General features: G+C 73.7%; 19 protein-coding genes and 1 pseudogene. 9 read left to right on the top strand and 11 right to left on the bottom strand.

The features are described from left to right. Nucleotides 1–363 precede the first annotated feature (363 nt). The gene (locus tag ACZ6C1_RS08855; RefSeq protein ID WP_469239179.1) at nucleotides 364–1,125 is read left to right on the top strand and encodes a hypothetical protein; all 762 of its coding nucleotides are present in this window, start codon (nucleotides 364–366) and stop codon (nucleotides 1,123–1,125) included. Between the two features lie 60 nt (nucleotides 1,126–1,185). Then, nucleotides 1,186–2,631: a hypothetical protein gene (locus tag ACZ6C1_RS08860; protein ID WP_469239181.1), complete on the top strand. Its 1,446-nt coding sequence runs from the start codon at nucleotides 1,186–1,188 to the stop codon at nucleotides 2,629–2,631. A 10-nt stretch (nucleotides 2,632–2,641) separates the two neighbouring features. Here the strand turns inward: ACZ6C1_RS08860 and ACZ6C1_RS08865 are convergent, their stop codons facing one another. Beyond that, the gene (locus ACZ6C1_RS08865; protein ID WP_469239183.1) at nucleotides 2,642–3,826 is read right to left on the bottom strand and encodes a WD40 repeat domain-containing protein; all 1,185 of its coding nucleotides are present in this window, start codon (nucleotides 3,824–3,826) and stop codon (nucleotides 2,642–2,644) included. Beyond that, complete coding sequence (locus ACZ6C1_RS08870) at nucleotides 3,823–4,641, bottom strand: GntR family transcriptional regulator (RefSeq protein WP_469239185.1); 819 nt, start codon at nucleotides 4,639–4,641, stop codon at nucleotides 3,823–3,825. Before ACZ6C1_RS08870 ends, ACZ6C1_RS08865 begins: the two co-directional genes overlap by 4 nt. A gap of 151 nt (nucleotides 4,642–4,792) precedes the next feature. On the opposite strand from ACZ6C1_RS08870, the gene ACZ6C1_RS08875 reads away from it, so the two are divergent. Together ACZ6C1_RS08875 and ACZ6C1_RS08880 are read left to right on the top strand one after the other, a co-directional pair. Further along, complete coding sequence (locus ACZ6C1_RS08875) at nucleotides 4,793–5,656, top strand: (2Fe-2S)-binding protein (protein ID WP_469239187.1); 864 nt, start codon at nucleotides 4,793–4,795, stop codon at nucleotides 5,654–5,656. A 208-nt stretch (nucleotides 5,657–5,864) separates the two neighbouring features. After that, entirely contained in the window at nucleotides 5,865–6,965 is a 1,101-nt protein-coding gene (locus ACZ6C1_RS08880) for a DUF2637 domain-containing protein (RefSeq protein WP_469239189.1), read from the top strand. 66 nt (nucleotides 6,966–7,031) lie between these two features. Here ACZ6C1_RS08880 and ACZ6C1_RS08885 read toward each other — a convergent pair whose 3' ends face one another. Next, nucleotides 7,032–7,502: an ATP-binding protein gene (locus tag ACZ6C1_RS08885; RefSeq protein ID WP_469239191.1), complete on the bottom strand. Its 471-nt coding sequence runs from the start codon at nucleotides 7,500–7,502 to the stop codon at nucleotides 7,032–7,034. Between the two features lie 187 nt (nucleotides 7,503–7,689). Between ACZ6C1_RS08885 and ACZ6C1_RS08890 the strand changes: the two genes are divergently transcribed. Beyond that, nucleotides 7,690–10,737, top strand: coding sequence for an alpha-mannosidase (locus ACZ6C1_RS08890; RefSeq protein ID WP_469239193.1), 3,048 nt, complete (start codon nucleotides 7,690–7,692; stop codon nucleotides 10,735–10,737). Here ACZ6C1_RS08890 and ACZ6C1_RS08895 read toward each other — a convergent pair. Together ACZ6C1_RS08895 and ACZ6C1_RS08900 are read right to left on the bottom strand one after the other, a co-directional pair. Further along, complete coding sequence (locus tag ACZ6C1_RS08895) at nucleotides 10,727–12,469, bottom strand: pyruvate dehydrogenase (RefSeq protein ID WP_469239195.1); 1,743 nt, start codon at nucleotides 12,467–12,469, stop codon at nucleotides 10,727–10,729. The genes ACZ6C1_RS08890 and ACZ6C1_RS08895 overlap by 11 nt on opposite strands. A 27-nt stretch (nucleotides 12,470–12,496) precedes the next feature. Next, on the bottom strand, nucleotides 12,497–13,663 hold the full coding sequence (locus tag ACZ6C1_RS08900) for a protein phosphatase 2C domain-containing protein (protein WP_469239197.1): 1,167 nt from the start codon (nucleotides 13,661–13,663) through the stop codon (nucleotides 12,497–12,499). Between the two features lie 195 nt (nucleotides 13,664–13,858). On the opposite strand from ACZ6C1_RS08900, the gene ACZ6C1_RS08905 reads away from it, so the two are divergent. Both ACZ6C1_RS08905 and ACZ6C1_RS08910 read left to right on the top strand, forming a co-directional pair. Continuing rightward, nucleotides 13,859–14,812, top strand: a complete 954-nt coding sequence (locus ACZ6C1_RS08905; protein WP_469239199.1) for a helix-turn-helix domain-containing protein — start codon at nucleotides 13,859–13,861, stop codon at nucleotides 14,810–14,812. 36 nt (nucleotides 14,813–14,848) lie between these two features. Beyond that, a complete protein-coding gene (locus ACZ6C1_RS08910; protein ID WP_469239201.1) occupies nucleotides 14,849–15,331 on the top strand; it encodes a DUF456 domain-containing protein in 483 nt (160 codons plus the stop codon). Between the two features lie 458 nt (nucleotides 15,332–15,789). Here ACZ6C1_RS08910 and rsgA read toward each other — a convergent pair whose 3' ends face one another. The 4 genes from rsgA to ACZ6C1_RS08930 all read right to left on the bottom strand — a co-directional run bounded on the left by rsgA (nucleotide 15,790) and on the right by ACZ6C1_RS08930 (nucleotide 19,614). Further along, a complete protein-coding gene (gene rsgA, locus ACZ6C1_RS08915; protein WP_469239203.1) occupies nucleotides 15,790–16,893 on the bottom strand; it encodes a ribosome small subunit-dependent GTPase A in 1,104 nt (367 codons plus the stop codon). 212 nt (nucleotides 16,894–17,105) lie between these two features. Continuing rightward, nucleotides 17,106–17,675 carry a DM13 domain-containing protein gene (locus ACZ6C1_RS08920; RefSeq protein ID WP_469239205.1) on the bottom strand — a complete coding sequence of 190 codons (570 nt, stop codon included), beginning with the start codon at nucleotides 17,673–17,675 and terminating at the stop codon, nucleotides 17,106–17,108. A 93-nt stretch (nucleotides 17,676–17,768) separates the two neighbouring features. Beyond that, nucleotides 17,769–18,884: a sensor histidine kinase gene (locus tag ACZ6C1_RS08925; protein WP_469239207.1), complete on the bottom strand. Its 1,116-nt coding sequence runs from the start codon at nucleotides 18,882–18,884 to the stop codon at nucleotides 17,769–17,771. Then, on the bottom strand, nucleotides 18,877–19,614 hold the full coding sequence (locus ACZ6C1_RS08930) for a response regulator (RefSeq protein ID WP_469239209.1): 738 nt from the start codon (nucleotides 19,612–19,614) through the stop codon (nucleotides 18,877–18,879). The genes ACZ6C1_RS08925 and ACZ6C1_RS08930 overlap by 8 nt, the downstream gene beginning before the upstream one ends. A 100-nt stretch (nucleotides 19,615–19,714) precedes the next feature. Between ACZ6C1_RS08930 and ACZ6C1_RS08935 the strand changes: the two are divergent. Then, nucleotides 19,715–20,125, top strand: a pseudogene (locus ACZ6C1_RS08935) (VOC family protein); the annotation flags it as partial. On the opposite strand, the gene ACZ6C1_RS08940 reads toward ACZ6C1_RS08935, so the two are convergent. Next, the gene (locus tag ACZ6C1_RS08940; RefSeq protein ID WP_469239211.1) at nucleotides 20,065–20,886 is read right to left on the bottom strand and encodes a DUF6597 domain-containing transcriptional factor; all 822 of its coding nucleotides are present in this window, start codon (nucleotides 20,884–20,886) and stop codon (nucleotides 20,065–20,067) included. The pseudogene ACZ6C1_RS08935 and the gene ACZ6C1_RS08940 overlap by 61 nt on opposite strands. Nucleotides 20,887–20,896: 10 nt before the next feature. Next, complete coding sequence (locus tag ACZ6C1_RS08945) at nucleotides 20,897–22,135, bottom strand: YihY/virulence factor BrkB family protein (protein ID WP_469239212.1); 1,239 nt, start codon at nucleotides 22,133–22,135, stop codon at nucleotides 20,897–20,899. A gap of 17 nt (nucleotides 22,136–22,152) precedes the next feature. On the opposite strand from ACZ6C1_RS08945, the gene ACZ6C1_RS08950 reads away from it, so the two are divergent. After that, entirely contained in the window at nucleotides 22,153–23,790 is a 1,638-nt protein-coding gene (locus ACZ6C1_RS08950) for an acyl-CoA dehydrogenase family protein (protein ID WP_469239214.1), read from the top strand. Nucleotides 23,791–23,881 lie beyond the last annotated feature (91 nt).

A 23,881-nucleotide genomic window follows, 5' to 3' on the forward strand; every position in this document is an offset into this window, starting at 1 on the left:
TGCACCTTTCGTGCCGTGCGACGGCCACCCGCCATGACGGCCGCACATCCGGGGCACGTCGGCGCCCGGCGCGAGACCGGTTTTGCGCACGCCCGCCTCGTCACTCATCCCGGTACGACGTGCGCCGCCCTGAACCGCCCCTCGCGGACGGCCCGTTCCTCCCGAGGACCCTTCACTCGTTCGTGTGGAACGACGACAACCGCCGCAAGCCGCCCCCGGCGCCGCACGGCGGGCCGCACCGCACTCGGTGATTGTGAATGAATTCACCTGACCCTCTTGGCCGGGCGTCCGTTCCATGCTGAGATTCTTCGGACTCAACAGCTCGATGGCGTGCTCGGGGAGGGCAATGTGGCGCATACCGCCATGTCTGGTTCCGGAACGACCGCAAGCGACGATCCCCTCCAGACCGCGGTATGGCGGCTGCGCTCGCGCGGCTGTTGGACCGACGCGGCCGCCCTCCTCGTACCCGCCGCGGCGGACCCCGCCGTCGCCCTCCAGCGCGCGTCCCTGCTGATCGAGCGGTGCCTGTACACCGAGCAGGGCTGGGCCGAGGCGGAGGACGCCCTGCGCGTGGCGGAGGCGATCGCCCAGAGCGACGACGAGCGCGGCGGGGCGGCCTGCGAACGCGGCTACCTCGCCTACGCGTCGACCCTGCTCGGCGTACGGGACCGGGCCGACGAGGCGCGGGCCGCGCTCGGCCGGGCGGCGGCGCTCATCGGCCCCTCCGCCCCCGGCCGGCCGCTGCTCGACCTCCGGCGCGGCCTGATCGCCCAGAACCTCGGCGACTCCCCGCAGGCCGCCCGCGCCGCCTACCGCCGCGCCCACGCGGGCGCCACCACCCAGGGCGACGCCCTGCTGCTCTCCTCCACCTGGCGACACCTGGCCGGACTCGCTCTCGCGGAAGGGGAGTTGGCGGAGGCCCGGCACGGCTTCACCGAGTCGTTGCGGCTGCGCGAGGAGCTCGGCTACCTGGTCGGTACGGCTCCGGCGCTGGTGTCCCTCGCCGACACCGAGGCGGAACCGGAGGCCACGCGGCTGCGCGCGGAGGCGCGGCGGTTGTTCCAGCTGCTCGGCGGGGTACCGACGTGGCTGGCGGCGCGGCTGGCGCCGACGGCGGCGGCCTGAGCGGGGCGCCGGCAGGCGTGGTCAAGGCGTTGTCACAGGGCTCTGCCATCATCGGGTGCCATGAGCGAAACCACCCTTGACCAGGCACACTCGGCGATATCCGCCCTCCGTGCACGGGGACTCGACGTCCTCGACGGCATTCCCGACACCGAGCTCGACCGGTGGCCGGTCACCGTGCCCGAGGCGGTCCGCGTCGTCCTGCGCGAGATCGGCGGGGTACAGGTGGGCGACACCCGGTACGAGTTCGGGCGGGAGGGCTTGGCGAGCGGGCAGTGGTGCGTCGGACGGTTCCCCGGCGACGGGGCGTCCCTGGTCGTCGGTGTGGGCGGCCCGGACTGGGGTCCCGTGCTGCGGTCCGAGGGCTGGGGCGAGGAGACGGAGTTCGTGGTCGAGGCCCCGTCGTTCCTCTCCTGGCTCCTCGGCCTCGGGACGGAGCGAACCGCTCCCGAAGCGTCCGTCGCGGCCGTCCCGTCGATCGAGGCCGCCGAGGAAGGGGACGCGGAGCTCGCGGAGTTGGTCGCCCGGGGCGACTCGCTGACCGACGTCGTCGACCTGCGGGCGCTGCCGGGGTATCCGTGCCGGGTGGTGTGGGAGCCGTACCACTCCCTGGATGACGAGACCGCCGACACCGGCAGCAGCGAGGTGGAGTGGGACCTGGTCGGCGGTGGCCGGGCGCTGCTGCTGCGCAGCCTCCCCAGCGGGGACTTCCTGGACCGTCCGGTGCGGCGCCACCGTGTGCCGGCGGACGCGGCGCACCTGGCCGTCACCGAACTGCGCGCCCTGGCCTCCGCGCATCCGGAGCTGGTGACCCTCGACGAGGGCTGCACCGACGCCGAGATGGACGGCTGGCCGGTGCCCGTCCCGGACGACGTCCGGACCGTGCTGCGCGACATCGGCGGCGTACGGATGGCGGGTCTTCCGCCGCTGCGCTTCCTGCCGGGCGCGCCGGAGCACCGGGTGGATCCCGAGGTGCACCGCATGATGGGCGGTGACGGTACGTACTGGCCGGTCGCCCGTGTCCAGTACCCCCACTCCGCGGCGCTCGCCCAGGTCCGTGTCGACCCGGACACCGGTGAATGGGGGTATGTCGTCTCCATCCCCAGTGACCTGGACGGGCTCTCCGAGGATCCCGAACTGTCGCTGCTCGCCGAGTCGTTGCCGCACCTCCTGCTGACCGTCGCCCGCACCGCCCGCGAAGCCGCCGCCTCGGGGGACTTCGCCTCCCGTGTCCGGGCCTCGACCGACTGGTTCATGCCCAACACGGGTGAGCCCTGGACACGTCCCGTCCCCGTCGAGGAGTGGGCCGGCAGCACCGACCCCCTGCGCGCCGCGCTGACGGGTCTGCCGCCCGGTACTCACGTCGCCGATCTGCGCGACTCCCCCATCCCCACCGACCTCTGCTTCCACCGCTCCACGAAGTGGTTCTACGAGGCTGATTCCCTGGACCGCCTGCACTTCACGGCGGCCGGCCGACTGGTCGCGGCGATACCGAAGAAGGGTGGGTGAGGCGGGTCCCCTAGGAGGTGGGGTGCGGGCGGCGGCGCCCCGGCGGGTCACCGAGCGGGGACAGCCGGAGCACCGCGTCGTCCAGCCCCACCGCCAGGGAGCCGGCCGTCACGGCCACGGCGCGGACACGAGGGCCGGGGCGGAAGGCCACGGCCCCGCCCGTGGCGAGGTGGTGGAGCTCGACCAGACCGTCCGCCCAGGCGACCGCGAGGGACCGGCCCGCGGCGTGCAGGGCGACCACCGGACACGGGCGGCGCGTCACCGCGGCCCGGACGGGGGCGCGGCCGGGGCGCCAGGCGCGTACCGTGCCGTCCGTTCCACCGCTGTACACCGTGCATGGCGTGGTCGCCGTGTACGCCGTGGATGGCGTGGTCGCCGTGGCCGCCGGGGGAGTCCTCGTCGTCGCCGTCAGCGCGGTGACGCGGCCGGGGTGCAGTGCCGCCTGCTCCACACCGTGCAGGCTGAACGCGTGGACCGTGCCCATCCGGTCGCCGGTCAGCACCGTCCCGCCCACTGCCGCGAGGGCGGTGGCGGGATGGCGCGCGAGGGTCGCCGCCACCGCCTCGGTCAGCCTGGTGGCCGGTCCGCCCCGGTGGTGCAGGCGGCCTCGTTCGTCCAGTGCCGTCTGCGTGCCGTCCGGGAGGCACGCGACCGCCAGGACGCGGTCCTCCCGCACCACCAGCCGCCCGTCGGGCGTGGTCGTCAGCGCGGTGCACCGCTCGCGGGACGACCGGGCGAGGCGCCACGGCGCCCCGGCGGCCTGCTCCGTGAGGGCCGGGCCCAGTCGTGGGTCCGCGGCGTCGTCGAGGGCGGCGAGCAGGACGAGGGCCCGGTCGGCGGGGTCCTGGTCGCGCACCAGCGACTGACCGGCGCGCAGCCAGGCGGCGCGCAGCCCGCCGTGCGGGGCGGGGTCGGCCTCGTACGCCGCGGTGACACGGACGGGGTCGGTCGCGCAGACGGCGGCCGGGTCGTCGAGGTCGACGGGCGCCGTCGGCACGGGCGCGGGGGGCTCGTCGAGGACCACGTCGACGTGACCGAGGGGCCGCAGCGTCCGCACGAGCTCGTGATCCGGCGGCAGCGGCACCCGTATCGTCCGGCGCGGACCGGCCAGCAGCGCGGAGAGCAGCTCGCCGGGGGTTCCGGCGACGACTCCGAGCCGGTTCGCCACCTCCCACACGGCGCCGCGCATGCTCATTTCGCGCTGGTGAAGTGCTCGCGCACCAGGGACTGGACGACCGCAAGGTCCTGGGCGATCAGCGCGTCCAGAAGGGCCGAGTGCTCGGCCGCGTCGGCGACCAGGTCCGCCCGCCGGAGCGCCGGGCCCGCCACCAGGGGCCACTGGGACCGGCGGTGCAGGTCCTCGGCGACGGCGACGAGCTGTTCGTTTCCGGCCAGGGCGAGGACGGCGCGGTGGAAGGCCCGGTCGGACTCGGCGTAGTGGGCGCGGTCGCCACGGGCGGCGGCGGCGGAGGTGGCCTCGGCGAGGGGCCTCAGCTCGCTCCAGCGCTCGGCCGGGACGGTACGGGCCAGACGCATCATGACGGGGACTTCGAGCAGGGCGCGGATCTCGGCGAGTTCGGCCAGCTCGCGCGGGGTGCGTTCGGTGACCCGGAAGCCACGGTTCGGTACGACCTCGACGGCGCCCTCCAGGGCGAGCTGCTGCATGGCCTCCCGTACGGGGGTGGCGGAGACACCGAAGCGGGCGCCCAGGGCGGGGGCGGAGTAGACCTCGCCGGGGACCAGCTCGCCACCGACGAGGGCGGTGCGCAGCGCTTCGAGGATCTGGCCGCGTACGGAGTGGCGCTGGACGAGGCGGGGGGCGGGGGGCTCACTGTGGGTGTGTTCGCCACGGGTCTGCTCGGGCAGCCGGACGGCCGGGTGCGGCTCCGCCGCCGGGTGCGGTGAGCCCGGGTGCGGCGCCGGCGGGTCCGACGACGCCGGGGGCTGCGGCACCGGGTGCGACGGTGCCGGGTGCGACGGCGCGGTGTCGCGCGCTCTGCCCTGCTCCACTCGGGTCCTCCTGGCGATGCGTACAAGGGCCCGACTCGCGGCATGAGGGACCCCTGTGCACGATAGGCGCACAGGGTCACCGTTCACACATCGATCAGATCGGGTAAGGTAAGGCTTACCTGCCAACGATCGCGATTCGGTGGTCCCTCGCATGTCCGCTCCCGCGCTTCTTCCCGCCCCTCCCGCTGCTCCGGCCTCGCCCGTCACGGCCGCGTACACCCGCCTGACGGAGGTCTTCCCAGGGCTGCGGGTGCGGGAGCTGGCGGACGGTGAGCAGGCCCCGCGGGGCGCCGGCTGGGTGGGCGCGGACGAGCTGGCGGCCGGCGGCGCCGTCCTGGACGCGTTCCTCGCCTGGGACAACGCCCAGGTGCTGCGGGACTACGGGCAGCAGGCGCGCCCGGACGTCGTCGCCAGTTTCGGGCTGCACCGGTACGCCTGGCCCGCCTGTCTGCTGATCACCGTCCCGTGGTTCGTGGACCGCCGGGTGCCGCGTCTGCCGGTGGCGGACGTGGCGTTCCAGCGGGCCCTGGGCCGGATGACGGTGCGGGTGCGGGAATTCGCCTGCCTGCCGGGTGATCCCGCCGCCGCGCTGCCGGGGGCCCGGGTCGTACCGGACGAGGAGGCATTGCGCGGGGAGGTGCGGGCGGCCGTCGCCGAGCACCTGGGGCCGGTGCTGGAGGGCTTCGGACCGCGGATGCGGCGCGGCAAGCGGGCCCTGTGGGGCATGGCGACCGACGAGATCGTCGAGGGCCTGTGGTACATCGGGCACCTGCTGGGCGAGGAGCCGCGGGCCATGGCGGAGCTGGGACTGCTGCTGCCGGGGTCGGGCGCGGCGAAGCCGTACGTCGGCACGGCCGGGTTCCGCGAGCTGACCGGTCCGGACGGCGCTCCGCTGCCGACCCGGGACCGGGCGAGCTGCTGCCTCTTCTACACCCTCCGCCCCGAGGACACCTGTGTCACCTGTCCGCGTACCTGCGACGCCGACCGCGTCGCCAGGTTGAGCGCATCGGCGTGACCTCCCGCTGACATCCACGCCACCCGACCGGGTGGCGTAAATCGAACGCAACTCCCTTGCTGCATACGGCCGTTCGAGTAGATCGCACCTATTCGTATGCCGTGCGGCCCCAATGGCGTTCTCTTGCCACGAAACCCCGTGGGGCTCGGCGGGCTTCGGCCACTATGGCGCCGAAACGCCCTACCGCGAGCGATGCAAGGGACACCGCATGAGACTGACCGACATATCGCTGGACTGGCTGCTTCCGGGTGGCGTGATGCTGGTGGGAGTCCTGGTGGCGGTGGCGGTGCTCACGCGCGGCAAGCGCGTCGGCGAGAAGGCCGCGGCCGAAGACTCCTGGGAACGCAGCGAGGAGCGCCGCCGCCGTAAGGAAGCGGTCTACGGAACCGCCTCCTATCTCCTGCTCTTCTGCTGTGCGGCGGTCGCCGCCGCACTCTCCTTCCACGGCCTGGTCGGCTTCGGCCGGCAGAACCTGAGCCTGTCCGGAGGCTGGGAGTACCTGGTCCCCTTCGGCCTCGACGGCGCCGCCATGTTCTGCTCGGTCCTCGCGGTGCGCGAGGCCAGCCACGGTGACGCGGCGCTCGGCTCCCGCCTGCTGGTGTGGACGTTCGCGGGCGCGGCCGCCTGGTTCAACTGGGTCCACGCGCCGCGCGGCATCGGCCACGCGGGCGCCCCCCACTTCTTCGCGGGCATGTCGCTGTCGGCGGCCGTGCTGTTCGACCGGGCGCTGAAGCAGACCCGCCGGTCCGCGCTGCGCGAGCAGGGCCTGGTGCCCCGGCCGCTGCCGCAGATCCGGATCGTACGGTGGCTGAGGGCCCCCCGCGAGACCTTCGGCGCCTGGTCGCTGATGCTGCTGGAAGGCGTACGCACCCTGGACGAGGCCGTCGACGAGGTCCGCGAGGACCGGCGGCAGAAGGAACAGACCAGGCAGCGCCGGCGCGAGCACCAGAAGATGGAGCGGGCCCGCCTGAAGGCGTTCAACCGCCAGCACCGGGCCTGGGGGCTCGGGCGCGGCGGCCGCCAGGTCGGCGTCCAGCAGATGAACGCCACGCCGGTCGACGTCCAGGCCGTGAACTCCTCGAACTCCATGGGCAGCTCCGCCCCGGCCGCCGTCGGGGCGTCCGTCGCGGAGCCCGCCATATCCGACCGGGGACACCTGCCGTCCCGGTCCCGGCCCTCCCTCCAGGCCGTGAGGGGCACTGACCCGCCCCGTACGGTCGACCTCACCGCAGAGGACGACACGCAGACGCTGCCCCGGCTGGATTCGCTGGAGCAGAAGCTCAAGGACCTGGAGCAGCAGTTCGGCTGACCGGTCCACAGGGGCGGGGCCGCCGGTCGCGCGGGCCCCGCCCCTGTGACGTCCGGTGTGGCCCTGCTACGTCCTGTCGTGCGTGCCGGAGCCCGCGGACTGCTCGAACCAGACGATCTTCCCCACGCCGTGGGTGAGCACCCCCCACGCGTCGGCGAGCGCCTGCACCAGGACGAGGCCTCTGCCGTGCGTCCCGTCGTCGGCGGCGGGGCTGTACGGGGCGGGCAGGGCGGTCGCGAAGTCCCGCACCTCCACCCGGAGCGTCGAGGGCGTCATGGTGGCCGTGACCACCGCGCCGTGCTCGGTGTGTATCAGCGCGTTGGTCACCAGCTCGCTGGCCAGCAGCTCCGCGACGTCCGCCGCGCCCGGTTCGCCCCAGTGCCGGAGCAGCTCGCGCAGGGCACGCCTCACCTCCGGCACCGCCGCGAGATCCGCGCCCCCCACGTGCCGGCGCCATCGCACCAGCCGCCCGTGCCGCTCGGCTCCGGGAACCCGCCCGTCGGTTACGGGTCCAGCCCCTCCCTGACGTCCCATCATTTCCCCCACCCGCACGTCGTCGGCCCTTTCCCTCGAACAGGTTCACGGGATGCATGCCCCCGCCTACACGCCGTCACGCCTCTCGATTGCCCGGTCCGGGGGGCGCCAGGGGGGCGCATCGGGGTAAGTCTCCGGCAGGCCGCCCGGAGCGCAGCCCGGGCGGCGGCCGAACGGAGGAGGAGCCGCCATGCATGACGACCGCCACCTGGTGGAAGGGCGCCTCGAACGGGCCGTGCGCCAGTACGTGCGCCCGGCGCAGTACGCGGCCCGCGTCCCTCTCGCGCTGACCGCCTGGCACGTGTCCGGGCGGCGGGTCGTGCCCGTCTCCGAGGCGCTGCGGGCCTCTTACGAGCCGTTCGCGCCGGGCACCGCGTGGGGTCCGCCCTGGTCCACGAGTTGGTTCCGGCTGCGCGGCACCGTGCCGCCGGAGTGGGCGGGACGCCGGGTGGAAGCGGTGATCGACCCGGGCTTCACCGGCGACGGGCCCGGCTTCCAGGTGGAGGGAATGGTGTACGACGAGGGGGGTGTCCCCCTGAAGGGCGTCCACCCGTACAACCGGCACGTCCCGGTGGCCGCCCCCGCGCACGGGGGCGAGCCGGTGCACCTGCTGCTGGAGGCGGCGGCGAACCCGGCGGTCCTCCACGACTTCCGCCCCACCCTCCTCGGGGACGTGCTGACCGCCGGCGACCGGCCGCTGTACCGGTTCGCCTCCGCCGACCTCGCCGTCCTGGACGAGGAGGTGTGGCATCTGGTCCTGGACGTCGAGGTGCTCACCGAGCTGATGCACGAGCTGCCGGCCGACCGGTCGCGGCGGCACGAGATCCTCCGCGCCCTGGAGGACATGCTGGACGTGCTCGACCTGCACGACGTGGCCGGTACGGCGGCGGCCGCGCGGGCCCGGCTGGCGGACGTACTGGCGCGGCCCGCGTCGGCGAGCGCGCACCGGGTCTCGGCGGCGGGGCACGCGCACATCGACTCGGCGTGGCTGTGGCCGCTGCGGGAGACGGTGCGCAAGGCGTCGCGGACGTTCGCCAATGTCACGGCGCTCGCGGAGGAGTACCCGGAGCTGGTGTTCGCCTGTTCGCAGGCGCAGCAGTACGCCTGGGTACGCGACCACCAGCCGCACGTCTGGGAGCGGATCAAGAAGGCGGTCCGGGAGGGCACCTGGGCGCCGGTGGGGTCCATGTGGGTGGAGTCGGACGCCAACATGCCGGGCGGTGAGGCGCTGGCGCGGCAGTTGGTGCACGGCAAGCGGTTCTTCGCCGAGGAGCTGGGGGTGGAGACGGAGGAGGTCTGGCTGCCGGACTCCTTCGGCTACACGGCGGCGTTCCCGCAGTTGGCGAAGCTGGCGGGGGTGCGGTGGTTCCTCACGCAGAAGCTGTCGTGGAACCAGTCGAACCGGATGCCCCACCACACGTTCTGGTGGGAGGGCATCGACGGCACCCGGGTGTTCACGCACTTCCCCCCGGTCGACACCTACAACTCGCGCGTCCACGGCCGGGAGCTGGCCCGTGCGGAGCGGAACTTCGCCGACAAGGGGCGCGCCACCCGTTCCCTCGTCCCGTTCGGGTGGGGCGACGGCGGGGGCGGTCCCACGCGGGAGATGCTGGAGAAGGCGCGCCGGGTGCGGGACCTGGAGGGCTCGCCCCGGGTGACGGTCGAGAAGCCGGCGGCATTCTTCGCGGCGGCGGAGGCTGAGTACGGGGAGCACGCGCCGGTGTGGTCGGGCGAGCTGTACCTGGAACTGCACCGGGCGACGTACACCACGCAGGCGAAGACCAAGCAGGGCAACCGGCGCAGTGAACACCTGCTGCGGGAGGCGGAGTTGTGGGCGACCGCGGCGGCGCTGCGCTCACCCTCGTACCGCTATCCGTACGAGGAGCTGGACCGGATCTGGAAGACGGTGCTGCTGCACCAGTTCCACGACATCCTGCCGGGCTCGTCGATCGCGTGGGTGCACCGCGAGGCGCGGGACACCTACGCGCGGGTGCGTGAGGGGCTGGAGGGGCTGATCGCGGAGGCGGTGGGGGCGCTGGGAGGGCCGGGGCAGGCGGTGCTGAACGCCTCGCCCTACGCGCGCGAGGAGGTCGTCGCGACGGACGGCGGCCCGGTGGCGGTGCGGGTGCCGCCGCTGGCCGCCGTACCGCTCGCGGCGGACGGGAGCCGCGTACGGGAGGTCACCGCCGGCCGTGTGGGCGGCGGGTTCGTCCTGGACAACGGGCGTGTGCGGGTCGTGGTCGACGCGGCGGACGGGACGCTGAGCTCGGTGTACGACGTCCGGGCGGGACGGGAGGTGCTGGCGCCGGGGGCGCGGGGCAACCTGCTGCAGCTGCACCCGGACCACCCCAACCAGTGGGACGCCTGGGACATCGACCGGCACTACCGGCGTACGCACACGGATCTGACGGCCGCCGAGTCGGTGGACCTGGTGGAGGAGGGACCGCTGCGGGCGGCCGTGCGGGTCGTACGGGCCTTCGGGGCATCGTCCCGTGTCACCCAGGAGGTCCGGCTGGACGCCGGGAGCGGGCGCGTCGACGTCGTCACCGACGTCGACTGGCGGGAGTCGGAGAAGGTGCTGAAGGCCGCCTTCCCGCTGGACGTGCACGCGGAACGGTCGGCGGCCGAGATCCAGTTCGGGCACGTCCACCGGCCCACCCACACCAACACGGGCTGGGACGCGGCCCGCTTCGAGATCTGCGCGCACCGCTGGCTGCGGGTGGCCGAGCCGGGGTACGGGGTGGCCGTCCTGAACGACTCGACGTACGGGCACGACGTCACCCGGACCCCGCACGACGACGGCCTGGGCACCACCGTGCGGCTGACGCTGCTGCGCGCCCCGCACAGCCCGGACCCCTCGACCGACCTCGGCCACCACCGCTTCCGGTACGCGCTGCTGCCCGGCTGCGCCACCGCCGACGCCGTACGCGAGGGCCTGGCACTGAACCTGCCGCTGCGGATCGCGCCGGCCCCGCGGGTGGCACCCCTGATCGACACGGGGAACCCGGCCGTCACCGTCGAGGCGGTCAAACTCGCGGAGGACCGCAGCGGCGACGTGGTGGTACGGCTCTACGAGTCGTGCGGGACGCGCACCCGGGCGACGCTCCGCACCGGGTTCCCGGTCGCCCGGGCGCACGTCACCGACCTGCTGGAACGGCCGTTGCGCGCGGCCCCGGAGGGGCTCGTGCTGGAGCTGCGGCCGTTCCAGATCGTCACCCTGCGGCTCGTCAGGGCCTAGGAACGTTACGGAGGTTGGAGCGGGCCATCTGCAGCATCCGGCCCACTCCCCCGTCCAGCACGATCTTGCTGGCGGACAGGGCGAAGCCGGTCACCATCTCCGCCCTGATCTTCGGCGGGATGGACAGCGCGTTGGGGTCGGTGACCACGTCGACGAGCGCGGGACCCTTGTGCTTGAAGGCGTCCTTGAGTGCGCCCGCGAGTTCCTTGGGCTTCTCGACCCGCACACCGAACGCCCCGGCGGCACGAGCGATCGCCGCGAAGTCGGGGTTGTGGTTGGAGGTGCCGTACGAGGGGAGGCCGGCGACCATCATCTCCAGCTCGACCATCCCCAGCGAGGAGTTGTTGAACAGCACGACCTTCACCGGCAGGTCGTGCTGGACCAGGCTCAGGAAGTCCCCCATCAGCATGGAGAATCCGCCGTCGCCCGACATGGAGACGACCTGCCGCCCGCGGTCGGTGAACTGGGCGCCGATCGCCTGCGGCAGGGCGTTGGCCATCGAGCCGTGGCTGAACGACCCGATGATCCGGCGGCGCCCGTTGGGGGTGAGGTAGCGCGCCGCCCACACGTTGCACATCCCCGTGTCGACGGTGAAGACCGCGTCGTCGTCGGCGATCTCGTCGAGGACCGACGCCACGTACTCGGGATGGATCGGGGTGTGCTTCTCGACCTTCCGCGTGTACGCCTTGACGACGCCTTCCAGGGCGTCGGCGTGCTTCTTGAGCATCTTGTCGAGGAACCCGCGGTCCGTCTTGCGCCGCACGCGCGGGATGAGGCAGCGCAGCGTCTCGCGCACGTCCCCCCAGACGGCCAGGTCGAGCTTGGAGCGGCGGCCGAGGTGCTCGGGCCGGACGTCCACCTGGACGATCTTCACGTCGTCGGGCAGGAAGGCCTGGTAGGGGAAGTCGGTGCCCAGCAGGAGCAGCAGGTCGCACTCGTGCGTGGCCTCGTAGGCGGCGCCGTACCCGAGGAGCCCGCTCATCCCCACGTCGTAGGGGTTGTCGTACTGGATCCATTCTTTGCCGCGCAGGGCGTGCCCGACCGGCGACTTGATCCGCTCCGCGAACTGCATGACCTCCGGGTGCGCGCCCTTGGTGCCGCTGCCGCAGAACAGCGTGACCCTGTCGGCGTCGTCGATGAGCCGGACCAGGGCGTCGATCTCGGCGTCGCCAGGGCGGACCGTCGGGCGGGAGGTGACGAGTGCGTGCTCCACCGCCTTCTCCGGCGCCTGTTCGGAGGCGATGTCGCCCGGCAGACAGACCACGCTGACGCCGCCGCGGCCCACGGCGTGCTGGATGGCCGTCTGGAGCAGCCGGGGCATCTGCTGGGGGCTGGAGATCAGCTCGCTGTAGTGGCTGCACTCCTGGAACAGCCGGTCGGGGTGCGTCTCCTGGAAGTAGCCCAGGCCGATCTCGCTCGACGGAATGTGGGAGGCGAGGGCGAGCACGGGGGCCATCGAGCGGTGGGCGTCGTAGAGGCCGTTGATGAGGTGGAGGTTGCCCGGCCCGCAGGACCCGGCACAGGCCGCGAGGCTGCCGGTGATCTGGGCCTCGGCACCGGCCGCGAACGCGGCCGTCTCCTCGTGCCGGACCTGGATCCAGTCGATTCCACGGGTACGGCGGATGGCGTCGACGACCGGGTTCAGGCTGTCCCCGACGACCCCGTACAGCCGCCGCACACCGGCGCTGACGAGGAGGTCGACGAACTGTTCTGCCACGTTCTGTTTGCCCATGGGTCCATCCACGCACGACGGAGGCCGTTACGCCTCCCAGATCGCCGCCGTCGTACGGTCATCGGCGTACCCCTTCACCCTCAGCTGGGTGTCCGCCAGGAACTGCGCCAGGCCGGGCGGTTCGCCCGTCCCCCAGCGGCCGGCGAGCTCCTCGGCGAGGGCGGGTTCGCCGCGCAGCGGCGCGGCCAGCCCCGGTCCCGCGAGCAGCAGGGTGTCGCCGGGGCGGGCGACGGAGGCACGGAAGCGGAAGGGTTCGGCCGGTGGCGGGACGGGGCCTTCGACGTATGGGGGCGGGGGCGTCGTGATGCCGAGGTCCATGGTCAGCCGGTCGCCCTGCTCGGTCTCGGCCGGTGGCGATCCATAGCCGATCACGGGGTCACCGCTGAGCGCGGCCGGCTCCGGGACGGGCGGTTCGATGTCCTGCCAGACGCCGTCACGGAGGCGGAACAGCCCGCCGTCGCCGACGCCGAAGAACACCCGGGTGCGGCAGCCCGGGTCGGCGGTCAGCAGCAGGCAGCGCAGCCCCGCGGTGTACGCCTCGGGCGCCACGCCCAGGTCGGCGGCGCGGGCGCGGAGCTTGCCGTAGGAGCGGTCGGTGAGCCGGTGCAGCCCCGACTTGAGGTCGCCCCTGCGGCTGGCCCGGATGTCCTCGGCGAGCCGCGCGTGGCTGCGGCCGACGGCTTCGCCGATCCAGCGGCAGGCGTCGGCGGCCGCCAGGTGGGCGCCCTCGGTGCCGCGCGCCCCGGTGGCGACGGCGACCAGCACGAGTGCGGCCTCGCCGGCGCCGAACCGGGCGGTGAGCAGCGCGTCGCGGCGCGGTTCGCCCCGGTAGCGGGCGGAGTCGCCCCGCACGGACGCGGCCCGCAGCGTGTACGTCCCGTACCGGGCGCCGTCCAGCACGGTGTCGGCGACGAGCCGGTCCAGCTCGTGCGCCCCGGCCGCCGGGAGGGCGGTCGGTTCGGGCTCGTAGGTGGGGGGTCCGTCGCCGACGTGCTCCACGCGGGGGCGCGGCAGGCGGAACGTGCGCGGGGCGTTCGGCGGACCGGCCGCCGGGTCCTTCGGCTCCCAGGGGGCGCGGCCGCGGCCCGGGGCCCCGGCGGCGGTGCCGGACGCCGTGTCCGGCGCGGCGTGGTCGTACAGCTTGTCCCACCAGTCGTCCTCGCCGGTGGTGGGCGTCTCCCCCTGTGGGCTCATGCCCTTAATTGTCGACCGCGCGGGGCGTACGAAAACGGCCATCCGGAAAAATGGCCCGCCGGGCGGCCCCACCCCCCACGGGAAGGACGCCCGGCGGAACCGGTTCGGAGAGTAACCAATTTCGTCGAATCGTGAACCATCTGTCCACGGAGTGGTCAGGGATGATGGGCGCTGCGGCGACGAGGGGGTTCAGGGGTGCTGGCGGCTATAGGACTGGACGAACGGCAGGAATCGGCGTACCGGGCACTGGTCGCGGTGGGCGGTGCGGACGTCGCGGATCTCGCGCACCGGCTGGGCCTGCCGGAGCCGGACACCGAGCGGGCGCTGCGGCGGCTGGAGTCGTACGGGCTGGCCGCCCGGTCGTCGGCGCGCGCCGGGCGGTGGGTCGCGGCACCTCCCGCGGTGGCGCTGGGCGCGCTGCTGACGCGGCAGCGGCACGAGCTGGAGCGGGCGGAGCTGGCGGCGGCACGGCTGGCGGAGGAGTACCGGTCGGAGGCGGCGGAGCCCGCCGTGCACGACCTGGTGGAGGTGGTGACCGGCGCGAGCGCGGTGGAACACCGGCTGCACCAGCTCATGGCGGGTGCGGCCGAGGAGGTGTGTGCCCTCGTCGTGGGCGGTCCGGTGTCCGGGGTGCCGGAGCGCGGGGTGGCGTGCCGGGTGGTGGTGGAGCGGGAGGTGCTGTCGCTGCCGGGCGGGGTCGCCGGGCTGTCGTCGGTGCTCGGCCCGGACGTACGGGTGCGGGTGGCCGACCGGGTGCCGACGCGGCTGGTTCTCGCCGACCGGTCGCCGGCGATGGTGCCCCTGGACGGCCGGGGCGCGGAGCCGACGGCGCTGGTGGTGCACGCCAGCGGGCTGCTGGAGTCGCTGACCGCCCTGTTCGAAGCGGTGTGGCGGGACGCGCTGCCGCTGTGCCTGGGGGCGGGCGGTGAGGTCCTGGAGGAGCGACGGCCGGGCCCGGACGCGACGGACCTGGAGATCCTGTCGCTGCTGTTGGCGGGTCTGACGGACGCGAGCGTCGCCAAACAGCTGGACCTGGGCCTCCGAACGGTCCAGCGCCGGGTGAAGGGCCTGATGGAACTGGCGGGCGTGACGACCCGCCTCCAACTGGGCTGGTACGCCCATGAGCGCGGCTGGGTGACGCGCACCTGACCTGCGGGAGCGGGGAGGGTCCGGCACGCTGGGCCCATGGGTGCGTGGCAGCTGCTGCTGGCCGGGCTGGTGATGCTGCTCGGGCTGTTCGGCGTGCTCGTACCGGGCGTGCCGGGCGCGTGGCTGGTGTGGGCCGCGGTGATGTGGTGGTCGCTGCAGGTGAAGACCGGTCTGGCCTGGTGGCTGCTCGTCGGCTCCACCACGCTGCTGCTGGTGACGCAGGTCGTCGTCTGGCAGCTCCCCGCGCGCCGGATACGCGGCGTCGGCCTGACGCGGCGGCTGGTGGCGTACGCCGGTGTCGGCGCGCTGCTCGGGTTCATCCTGCTGCCGGTCGTGGGCGCGGTGCCCGGGTACATCGCCGGGATCTACCTGTGCGAGCGGTTCCGGCTCGGCGGGCACGGGCAGGCCGTCGCGTCCACCCGGACCGTCATGCGGGCGATCGGGACGAGCGTCCTGGTGGAGCTGTTCGCGTGTCTGCTGATCGTCGGGGCGTGGATGGGCGCGGTGTTCGGCGGCTGACGAGGCGTGGCATACGAGCGCCAGGGGCGCCGGTCCTCGCGGTCCGCGTCCGCGTCGCCGAGCGCCCGCATCCGGACGAACGCGGCGGCCCCGGCGCCGCCCCCGCGAACGCCACGCGGCGCCCGCTCGGCCTCGGCCCGGTCGGCTGCCGCGCCGAACCGGGCTCTCGGCCCGCCAGGGCCGCCGGCCCCGCCACCGGGTGCCCGGTCGGCGCCCACGGCTCGGGGAACGGGTGGTGAGCCCGCCGCACGGCACGTCCCGTTGCGTCCCGTGCCCCTCGCCCAGTCGCTGCGCCGACCGGCGGCTCACCGGCGGTATGCGGACACGGTGGTCCGGGCGGCGGGTTCCCCCGTGGTCGCGAGGCCCGCACCCGCACCGCTTCCGCGGGAGCGTGGCCCCGACAGGGCAACCGCCCTGCCGGGGCGGCCCGCGGCAGTTGCCCTGTGGGGCGGGGGGTGTCAGCGGTTGCGGCCGCCGCGTTTGGCTTCCAGGGCCGCGCGGCCCACCGCCGACTTGCGCTTCCAGTCCTTGAGGATCTCGGACCGCAGGCGGGCGTCGGTCTTGGCGACGATCCGCTGGTTCTCGCGCAGCAGCTTGCGGTAGCTGTCGAGCCGGCGTTCGGGCAGCGAGCCGTCCTCGATGGCGGCGAGGACCGCGCAGCCCGGCTCCGTCAGGTGGGCGCAGTCGTGGAAGCGGCACTCCTCCGCCAGTTCCTCGATCTCGGAGAAGACCTGGCCGACGCCGGATCCTGCGTCCCACAGGCCGACGCCCCGCAGCCCCGGGGTGTCGATCAGGACTCCCCCGCCGGGGAGGGCGAGGAGGTTGCGGGTGGTGGTGGTGTGACGGCCCTTGCCGTCGACCTCCCGGATGGCCTGGACCGCCATGACGTCCTCGCCGAGCAGGGCGTTGGCGAGGGTCGACTTGCCGGCGCCGGAGGTGCCGAGGAGCACACTGGTGCCGCCGGAGACGACGGCGGCGAGCGTGTCGACACCCTCGCCGTCGGCGGAGCTGACCGGCAGCACCTGGACGCCCGGCGCGGCCGTCTCGACGTCCTGCACGAGGTAGGACAGGCCGACCGGGTCGGGCACGAGGTCCGCCTTGGTGAGGACGACGAGCGGCTGGGCGCCCGATTCCCAGGCGAGGGCGAGGAACCGTTCGATCCGGCCGAGGTCCAGCTCGGCGGAGAGCGGGACGGCGATGATCGCGTGGTCGACGTTGGCGGCGAGGATCTGGCCCTCGGACCGTGTGGAGGAGGTGGAGCGGACGAAGGCGGTCCGGCGCGGCAGGTACGTCCGCACGTAGCGGGGGTTGCCGTGGGTCTCGACGGCGGCCCAGTCGCCGGTGCAGATGACCCGGAGGGGGTCGTGCGGAGTCACGAACGCGGTGTCAGCGCGGACGACACCGTCCGCGGTGACGATGTCGCACTGGCCGCGGTCGACGCGTACGACCCGTCCGGGGACCAGCCCCTGGTCGGCGTACGGGGCGAACTCGGTCTCCCACCGGGCGTCCCAGCCGTACGGGGAGAGGGCGTGCGAGGAAGACGAAGCAGAAGCGAGGGACAAGGGGGAACCCTTCGGAGGGTGGCCCCGGGCGGCGCCCGCTGTGGGCGATCTGTCAGCCGGTGACCACGGAGGTGGAGTGAAGGAACGTCTGGATGTGGGCAGCGCCCATCGCAACGACAGCCATCGGTCACACCTCCCGGTCATGTGCTCGCAGTTCTGCGGAACGCCTTCACCTTAGCCACCCGCCCCAGCGGCGCGCCAAGGGTTTTTTCCTACGCGGTCTTCAGCGTCGCGGCGCCGAAGGAGACGTCGAAACGGTCGCACCAGATACTGACGCTGGTGTACGTGTTCGGGTCGAACTCTGCGGGGAGGGCGTAGTTCTGGTCTCCCTTGTTGCCCTTGAGGTCGCCGAGGCTGAGGTGGGCACCGTCGTCGAAGACGTGCCAGCCGTCCTTGCCCTCGCGCACGGGGGCGTCGGTGACCCAGACCTTCAGGTCGGGGCCGTTGCTGGTGTCGAGGTCCTCGATCCGCAGGATCCGGGACCCGTCGGCCAGTTCCACCACGCGTACGGTCCCGGTGGTGCTGTGCTCATGGCTGATGAGGGTCCCGGTGGCGATCGTCCGTGGCCCGGCGGGCCCGGACGGCGCCGTCGACGGCTCATTGGACGGGTCCGCCGGAGCGGTGGAGGGGGCCGCCGGCGGCACCGCCTCGCTCACCGTCCGGTCCGTCCACAGCTTCCACGGCTGGAACCAGTAGAGCCCGAAGCCGACCGCCGCCAGCACGAGCACCAGGCCGCCGATCACCACCTTGCTGGTCAGCAGACGTCGTACGCGTGTCACCATTGCCTCCTCGGGTCCGGCTCGCATCCCGCGTGCCCTGTTCCATTCAACGCGGGAAGGGCCCGGTCGGAGGCCGGTGATCCGATGACGAAAGTCTTACGTCCCGGTCGCCGCGGGCAGCGTCACCTCGAAGCGGCAGCCGCCCTGGACGTTGTGCACGCCCGCGCGGCCCTCGTGTGCCTCGACGATGCCGCGCACGATGGCGAGGCCCAGGCCTGCACCGGCGGGTGGGGTCCGCGCGGCGGTGCCGCGCCAGCCGGTGTCGAACACCCGGGGCAGGTCGTCCTCCGGGATGCCGCCGCAGCCGTCGGTGACGGACAGGACCACCTCGTCGGCGCGGCGCTCGGCCGCCACGGCGACCGTGCCGTCGGGAGGGGTCCGGCGGATGGCGTTGACCAGGAGGTTGGCGAGCACCCGGGTCATCTCCCGACCGTCCACCTCGACGGGCACCGCTTCCACCCGCTCGCCGACCAGCCGGACCCCGAGCTCCCGGGCGAGCGGGTCGGCACCCGCCATGGCCTCGCCGACCAGGTCGTACACGGACATCCGGGTCGGGGTGAGCGCCAGGGTGCCGGCGTGGATGCGGGAGAGGTCGAAGAGGTCGCCGACCATGGCGTTGAGCCGGTCCACCTCGGTGCGGATCTGCCGGAAGTAGCGCTGCGGGTCCGGCGCGACACCGTCCTCCAGGGCTTCGGACATGGCGCGCACCCCGGCGAGGGGCGTGCGCAGGTCGTGGGAGATCCAGGCGACGAGGTCGCGCCGGGAGGCCTCCAGTGCCCGTTCGCGCTCGCGGGACGCGGCCAGTCCGGCGCTGGTGGCGGCCAGTTCGCGGGTCAGCTCGGCGAGCTCCGCGGTGGCCGTGCCGCCGGGTGCGGCGAAGCTGCCCTGTTCACCGAACGAGCGGGTGGCGCGGGCCAGTTCGCGGCTGCGGGCGACGACCCAGCGGCCGAGGACCAGCGCCGTGGCGAGCGAGACGATCGCGGCCATGGCCACGACCGTGGTGACGACGGACAGGTCGTGCGGGTCGAGGAACATCGCTTTGCAGACGGTGAGGGTGCCCGCCAGCATCGCGGTCACCGTGACGGCCGCGACGACCGTCAGGGACACCACGACCGACTTGTGGCGCAGGACGCGCAGGACCAGGGCACCGATCAGCCCCGCGGCGGACGCCCCCGCCAGGGCGTAACCGGCGATGAGCAGCAGGTCACCCATGGCTGCCTCCCTCCTCGGACTCCCCCTCCGCCGACTCCCCCGACTCCCCCGACTCCCCCGCCTCGAAGCGGTACCCCACCCCCCACACGGTCCGGATGAGCCGGGGGTCGGCCGGGTCGTCCTCGACCTTGCCGCGCAGCCGCCGCACATGGACGGTGACGGTCGACAGGTCGCCGAACTCCCAGCCCCACACCTCGCGCATCAGCGCCTCCCTGCTGTGCGCCCGGCCGGGGTGGCGCACCAGGTGGGCGAGCAGGTCGAACTCGCGCAGCGTCAGCGACAGTTCCCTGCCGTCCTTCGTGGCCCGGCGCGCGGCCGGGTCCAGGGTGATGCCACCGGCGCTGACGGGGGCCTCGGCCGACGGGGCCGAAGCACCGCGGCGCAGCACCGACTCGACGCGCAGCACCAGCTCGCGCGGGCTGAACGGCTTGGTCACATAGTCGTCGGCGCCGACCTCCAGACCCAGGATCCGGTCCTCCTCGTCGCCGCGAGCCGTGAGCATGATCACCGGGACGGGCCCTTGGCCTCGCAGGGTGCGGCACACCTCCAGACCGTCCATGCCGGGAAGCATCAGGTCGAGGACGACGAGGTCCGGCCGGTGGGCGGCGGCGAGCCGCAGCGCCTCGGGACCGTCGGCCGCCCGTGCCACGGCGAACCCGGCGCGCTCCAGGTATCCCGTGACGACTTCGGAGACCGTGGGGTCGTCGTCCACGACGAGGATGTTCCGCATGCCGCCAGTGTCGCTCAGCGCACCGGCAACGACCCATGACGATCCGGTGACGTCCGATTCGTACAAGACCGGGGCGCGCGGCCACGCCTACCGTCCCCCTATGACTACCGAACGGACCGCCGTACCCCGGCTCGACGCGATCGGCCTCGTCGTCTCCGACATGGCCGCCTCCCTGGCCTTCTACCGCCGCCTCGGCCTGGACGTCCCGGCCGGTGCCGACTCCGCCCCGCACGTCGAGGTCACCCTGCCCGGCGGTGTACGGGTGCTGTGGGACACCGAGGAGGTGATCCGCTCGTTCGACCCGGACTGGACCCGCCCCCGGGGCGGCGACCGGGTCGGCCTGGCGTTCCGCTGCGCGAGCCCCGCCGAGGTCGACATGGTGTACGAGGACCTGGTCGCGGCCGGTCACCGGGGCCACCTGAAGCCCTGGGACGCGGTGTGGGGCCAGCGCTACGCGGTGGTGCTGGACCCGGACGGCTGCGGGGTGTCCCTCTTCGCCGATGCCGGAGCCGGAGCCGGTGCGGGAACCGAAGCAGGGGCCGATGCGGGAGCCGGAGCCGGTGCGGGAACCGATGCGGGAGCCGGCGTGACGGACGCGGTGTAGGCGCCCAGTGTGGTGCCGCCCAGGGCACGCATCTCACGCGCGAGGTGCGCCTGGTCGGTGCAGCCCGCCTCGGCCGCGGCCCGGGCGTACGGCGCTCCGGCGCGGACGAGCGCGAGCGCGCGTTGCAGGCGCAGCACCCGGGCCAGGGTCTTGGGCCCGTATCCGAAGGCGTCGAGCGACCGCCGGTGCAGTTGCCGGGCGCCGAGCCCGACGGTCTCGGCGGCCCGGGCGACCGTCCGCCCGGCGTTCAGCGCGTCGACGACGGCCCGCAGCAGCGGGTCGGGGCCCGGCGCGTCGGCGGCGCGGCGCAGCGCCAGGTCCTCCAGCGCGGCGGCCTGGTCGGCGGCCTCCCCCACGCGCTCGGCCAGCCGCCGCACCCGGTCGCCGGGCCACAGGGCGGCGAGGTCCACGCGCCGGTCGCGCAGTTCGTGCGCGGGCACACCGAGCAGGGCGGGGGCGTCGCCGGGTGCGAACCGCACGCCGGTGTACCGGGCGCCGGGGTTCTCGGGGACGTACGCCCGCGTGTCGGGCCCGGCGACGTAGAGCCGTCCGTCGTTCCACAGCAGGTCCATGCAGCCGTCCGGCAGCACGGAGAAGGGGGCCGCCGGCCCGCCGGTACGGGTCCAGACGACGGCGCCGTCGAGCCGCGAGGGCCGTTCCTCGTACACGCGTCCAAGACTAGGCGGCGCCGCCCCGGCCGTGGTCCCGGTCCCGGTCCCGGCTCGTGTCCCGGCCCCGGTCCCGGTCCCGGTCCTTGTCGCGTTCCTTCTCCCGCTCTTTCTCCCGCTCCTTCTCCCGCTCCTTGTCCTTCGCCGAGTGCAGCCGGGACTTCACGTCGTCCGGGGGCAGGAACCGCGACCAGCGCTCGGGGAACTCCGAGGGCATGTCCGGGTCCAGGTCGTCCAGGCCCTCGACCGCCGCCTTGGCCCGGGCGACCAGGGCCGCCGCCTCGGCGGTGCGAGCACGCTCGTTCTCGGCGCGGGCGGCGGCGGTGGCGACCGACGGCCAGACGCGGTCGATCGCCGCGTTCACTGCCGCGCCGACCAGGACCGCGAATGCCGAGATGCCGATCCACAGCAGGACCGCGATGGGCGCGGCGAGCGAGCCGTAGATCGTGGGGCCCTCGACGGTACTGGTGAGGTAGATGCGCAGCAGGAAGCTGCCGAGCACCCACATGGCGAGGGCCACCAGCGCGCCGGGGACGTCCTCGATCCACGGGGACCGCACCGGGACGGACACGTGGTAGAGGGTGGTGAGGAAGGCGATGGACAACAGGATCATCACCGGCCAGTACAGGACGGAGACGACCTCGGTGCCCCAGGGGACCAGTTCCACCACCCGGTCCGGGCCGACCACCGCCAGCGGCAGGACGACCGCTCCGATTATCAGGGCGACGATGTAGAGCAGGAAGGCCAGCAGCCGCGTGGCCACGATGCCGCGGTGGCCGTCCAGTCCGTACATCACGGTGATGGTGTCGATGAAGACGTTCACGGCCCGCGAGCCCGACCACAGCGCGATGGCGAAACCGATCGAGATGATGTCGGGCCGGCCGCCGTGGGTGACGTCGGCCAGCAGCGGCCTCGCGATGTCGTTGACGCCCCGGTCGGACAGGACCGTGCCGACCGCCCCGAGGATGTTGCGCTCGATGGAGGCGACGGTGGTGGTGTCGGTCCAGTCGTCGATGTAGCCGAGGAGGCCCAGGAGTCCGAGCATCAGGGGCGGCAGCGACAGGAGGGTGAAGAACGCCGCCTCGGCGGCGAGACCGAGGATCCGGTACTCGATGCACGAATTGACGGTGTCCTTCAGGAGCAGCCAGACCATCCTCCGCTTCGACACGTTGCGGTAGAGGGCCCGGGCCCGGTGGAGTCTGCCCTGGGACCGATCAGGCCCCGGGGGTGTTTCATTTGCTGCCTGCACCTCCTTACCGTATCCGCATGGCGACCACCACCCACACAGTGACCAACCAGCCTCCGCCCCTGGTCGGGTACGACGTCTTCACCGCCGACCGGGCCCTGAACGAGGCTGTGGAACGTCACCTTCCGCTCGAACTCCTCGACGAGGTCCGCCAGGAGCTCTCCTCGCTCGGCACCACCGCCGGGTCCGCCCAGGCGCAGGAGTGGGGGTTCCTCGCCAACGAGAACCCGCCGAAGCTGCGCACCCACGACCGGTACGGCCACCGGATCGACCACGTCGACTTCCACCCCGCCTGGCACCGGCTGCTCGGCCACGCGGTGACGAACGGGCTCACCAACGCCTGGGGCCGGCCGGGCGGTCACGTCCGGCGCGCCGCCGGGTTCCTGGTGTGGACGCAGACCGAGGCCGGGCACGGCTGCCCGCTGTCGATGACGCACGCCGCCGTCCCGGCGCTGCGCACCGACCCCGCGCTCGCCGCCGTCTGGGAGCCGAAGCTGACCTCGCAGATCTACGAGGGCGAGGAGCTGCGACCGGCCGCCGACAAGACCGGTGTGCTGTTCGGGATGGGCATGACGGAGAAGCAGGGCGGCAGTGACGTACGGGCGAACACCACGACCGCGACGCCCCTGGAGGCGGCGGGCGAGTACGTCCTGACGGGGCACAAGTGGTTCTGCTCGGCGCCGATGAGCGACGCCTTCCTGGTGCTGGCGCAGACCCCCGGGGGGCTGACGTGCTTCCTGGTGCCGCGCGTGCTGGAGGACGGCGACCGGAACGTGTTCCGGATCCAGCGGCTGAAGGACAAGCTCGGCAACCGGTCGAACGCGTCGAGCGAGGTCGAGTTCGACCGGACGTGGGCGCGCCGGGTGGGCGAGGAGGGCCGCGGGGTGCGCACCATCATCGAGATGGTGGCGGCGACCCGGCTGGACTGCGTGGTGGGCTCGGCGGCGCTGATGCGGCAGGCGGTGGCGCAGGCGGTGCACCACGCCGCGTACCGCAGCGCGTTCGGCGGCGTACTGATCGAGAAGCCGTTGATGCGCAACGTCCTGGCGGATCTGGCGCTGGAGTCGGAGGCGGCGACGACGCTGGCGATGCGGCTGGCGGCCGCCTACGACACCGACTCCGAGGCCGAACGGGCGTTCCTGCGTCTGGCGGTGCCCGCGGCCAAGTACTGGGTGACCAAGCGGTGTACGCCGGTGACGGCGGAGGCGCTGGAGTGTCTGGGCGGCAACGGGTACGTGGAGGAGTCCGGGATGCCGCGGCTGCTGCGCGAGTCGCCGCTGAACTCGATCTGGGAGGGCTCGGGCAACGTGCAGGCGCTGGACGTACTGCGGGCGCTCCAGCGTGAACCGATGGCGCTGAACGCCTTCCTGGAGGAGGTCGGCAAAGCGCGGGGCGCGGACCACCGGCTCGACGCGGCGATCAAGGACCTGCTGGCCGAGCTCGCCGATCTGGAGGGCGTCGAGGCGCGGGCGCGGCGGCTGGTGGAGCGCATGGCGCTGGTGCTCCAGGGGTCGCTGCTGGTGCGGTGGGCGCCGTCGGCGGTGGCGGACGCGTTCTGCGCGTCGCGGCTGGGCGGGGACTGGGGGGCGGCGTTCGGGACGCTGCCGCACACCCTGGACCTGGCGGCGCTGGCGGAACGGGCGCGGGCCGTCGTCTGAACCGGGGGAACCGGGTGGGCGCGGGCCGTGTGTCCAATCGGCCCGCGCCCGGAGAGCGGCTGGGATGGTGCTGCGCCGACACGGCACCATC

It is taken from the genome of Streptomyces sp. NPDC041796, from assembly GCF_055590785.1.

Bases quoted from the DNA above. Each gene is read 5' to 3' on its own strand.
- ACZ6C1_RS08855 (WP_469239179.1), top strand. From the start codon at position 364: ATGTCTGGTTCCGGAACGACCGCAAGCGACGATCCCCTCCAGACCGCG.
- ACZ6C1_RS08860 (WP_469239181.1), top strand. From the start codon at position 1,186: ATGAGCGAAACCACCCTTGACCAGGCACACTCGGCGATATCCGCCCTC.
- ACZ6C1_RS08865 (WP_469239183.1), bottom strand. From the start codon at position 3,826: ATGAGCATGCGCGGCGCCGTGTGGGAGGTGGCGAACCGGCTCGGAGTC.
- ACZ6C1_RS08875 (WP_469239187.1), top strand. From the start codon at position 4,793: ATGTCCGCTCCCGCGCTTCTTCCCGCCCCTCCCGCTGCTCCGGCCTCG.
- ACZ6C1_RS08880 (WP_469239189.1), top strand. From the start codon at position 5,865: ATGAGACTGACCGACATATCGCTGGACTGGCTGCTTCCGGGTGGCGTG.
- ACZ6C1_RS08885 (WP_469239191.1), bottom strand. From the start codon at position 7,502: ATGATGGGACGTCAGGGAGGGGCTGGACCCGTAACCGACGGGCGGGTT.
- ACZ6C1_RS08890 (WP_469239193.1), top strand. From the start codon at position 7,690: ATGCATGACGACCGCCACCTGGTGGAAGGGCGCCTCGAACGGGCCGTG.
- ACZ6C1_RS08895 (WP_469239195.1), bottom strand. From the start codon at position 12,469: ATGGGCAAACAGAACGTGGCAGAACAGTTCGTCGACCTCCTCGTCAGC.
- ACZ6C1_RS08900 (WP_469239197.1), bottom strand. From the start codon at position 13,663: ATGAGCCCACAGGGGGAGACGCCCACCACCGGCGAGGACGACTGGTGG.
- ACZ6C1_RS08910 (WP_469239201.1), top strand. From the start codon at position 14,849: ATGGGTGCGTGGCAGCTGCTGCTGGCCGGGCTGGTGATGCTGCTCGGG.
- ACZ6C1_RS08920 (WP_469239205.1), bottom strand. From the start codon at position 17,675: ATGGTGACACGCGTACGACGTCTGCTGACCAGCAAGGTGGTGATCGGC.
- ACZ6C1_RS08925 (WP_469239207.1), bottom strand. From the start codon at position 18,884: ATGGGTGACCTGCTGCTCATCGCCGGTTACGCCCTGGCGGGGGCGTCC.
- ACZ6C1_RS08930 (WP_469239209.1), bottom strand. From the start codon at position 19,614: ATGCGGAACATCCTCGTCGTGGACGACGACCCCACGGTCTCCGAAGTC.
- ACZ6C1_RS08950 (WP_469239214.1), top strand. From the start codon at position 22,153: ATGGCGACCACCACCCACACAGTGACCAACCAGCCTCCGCCCCTGGTC.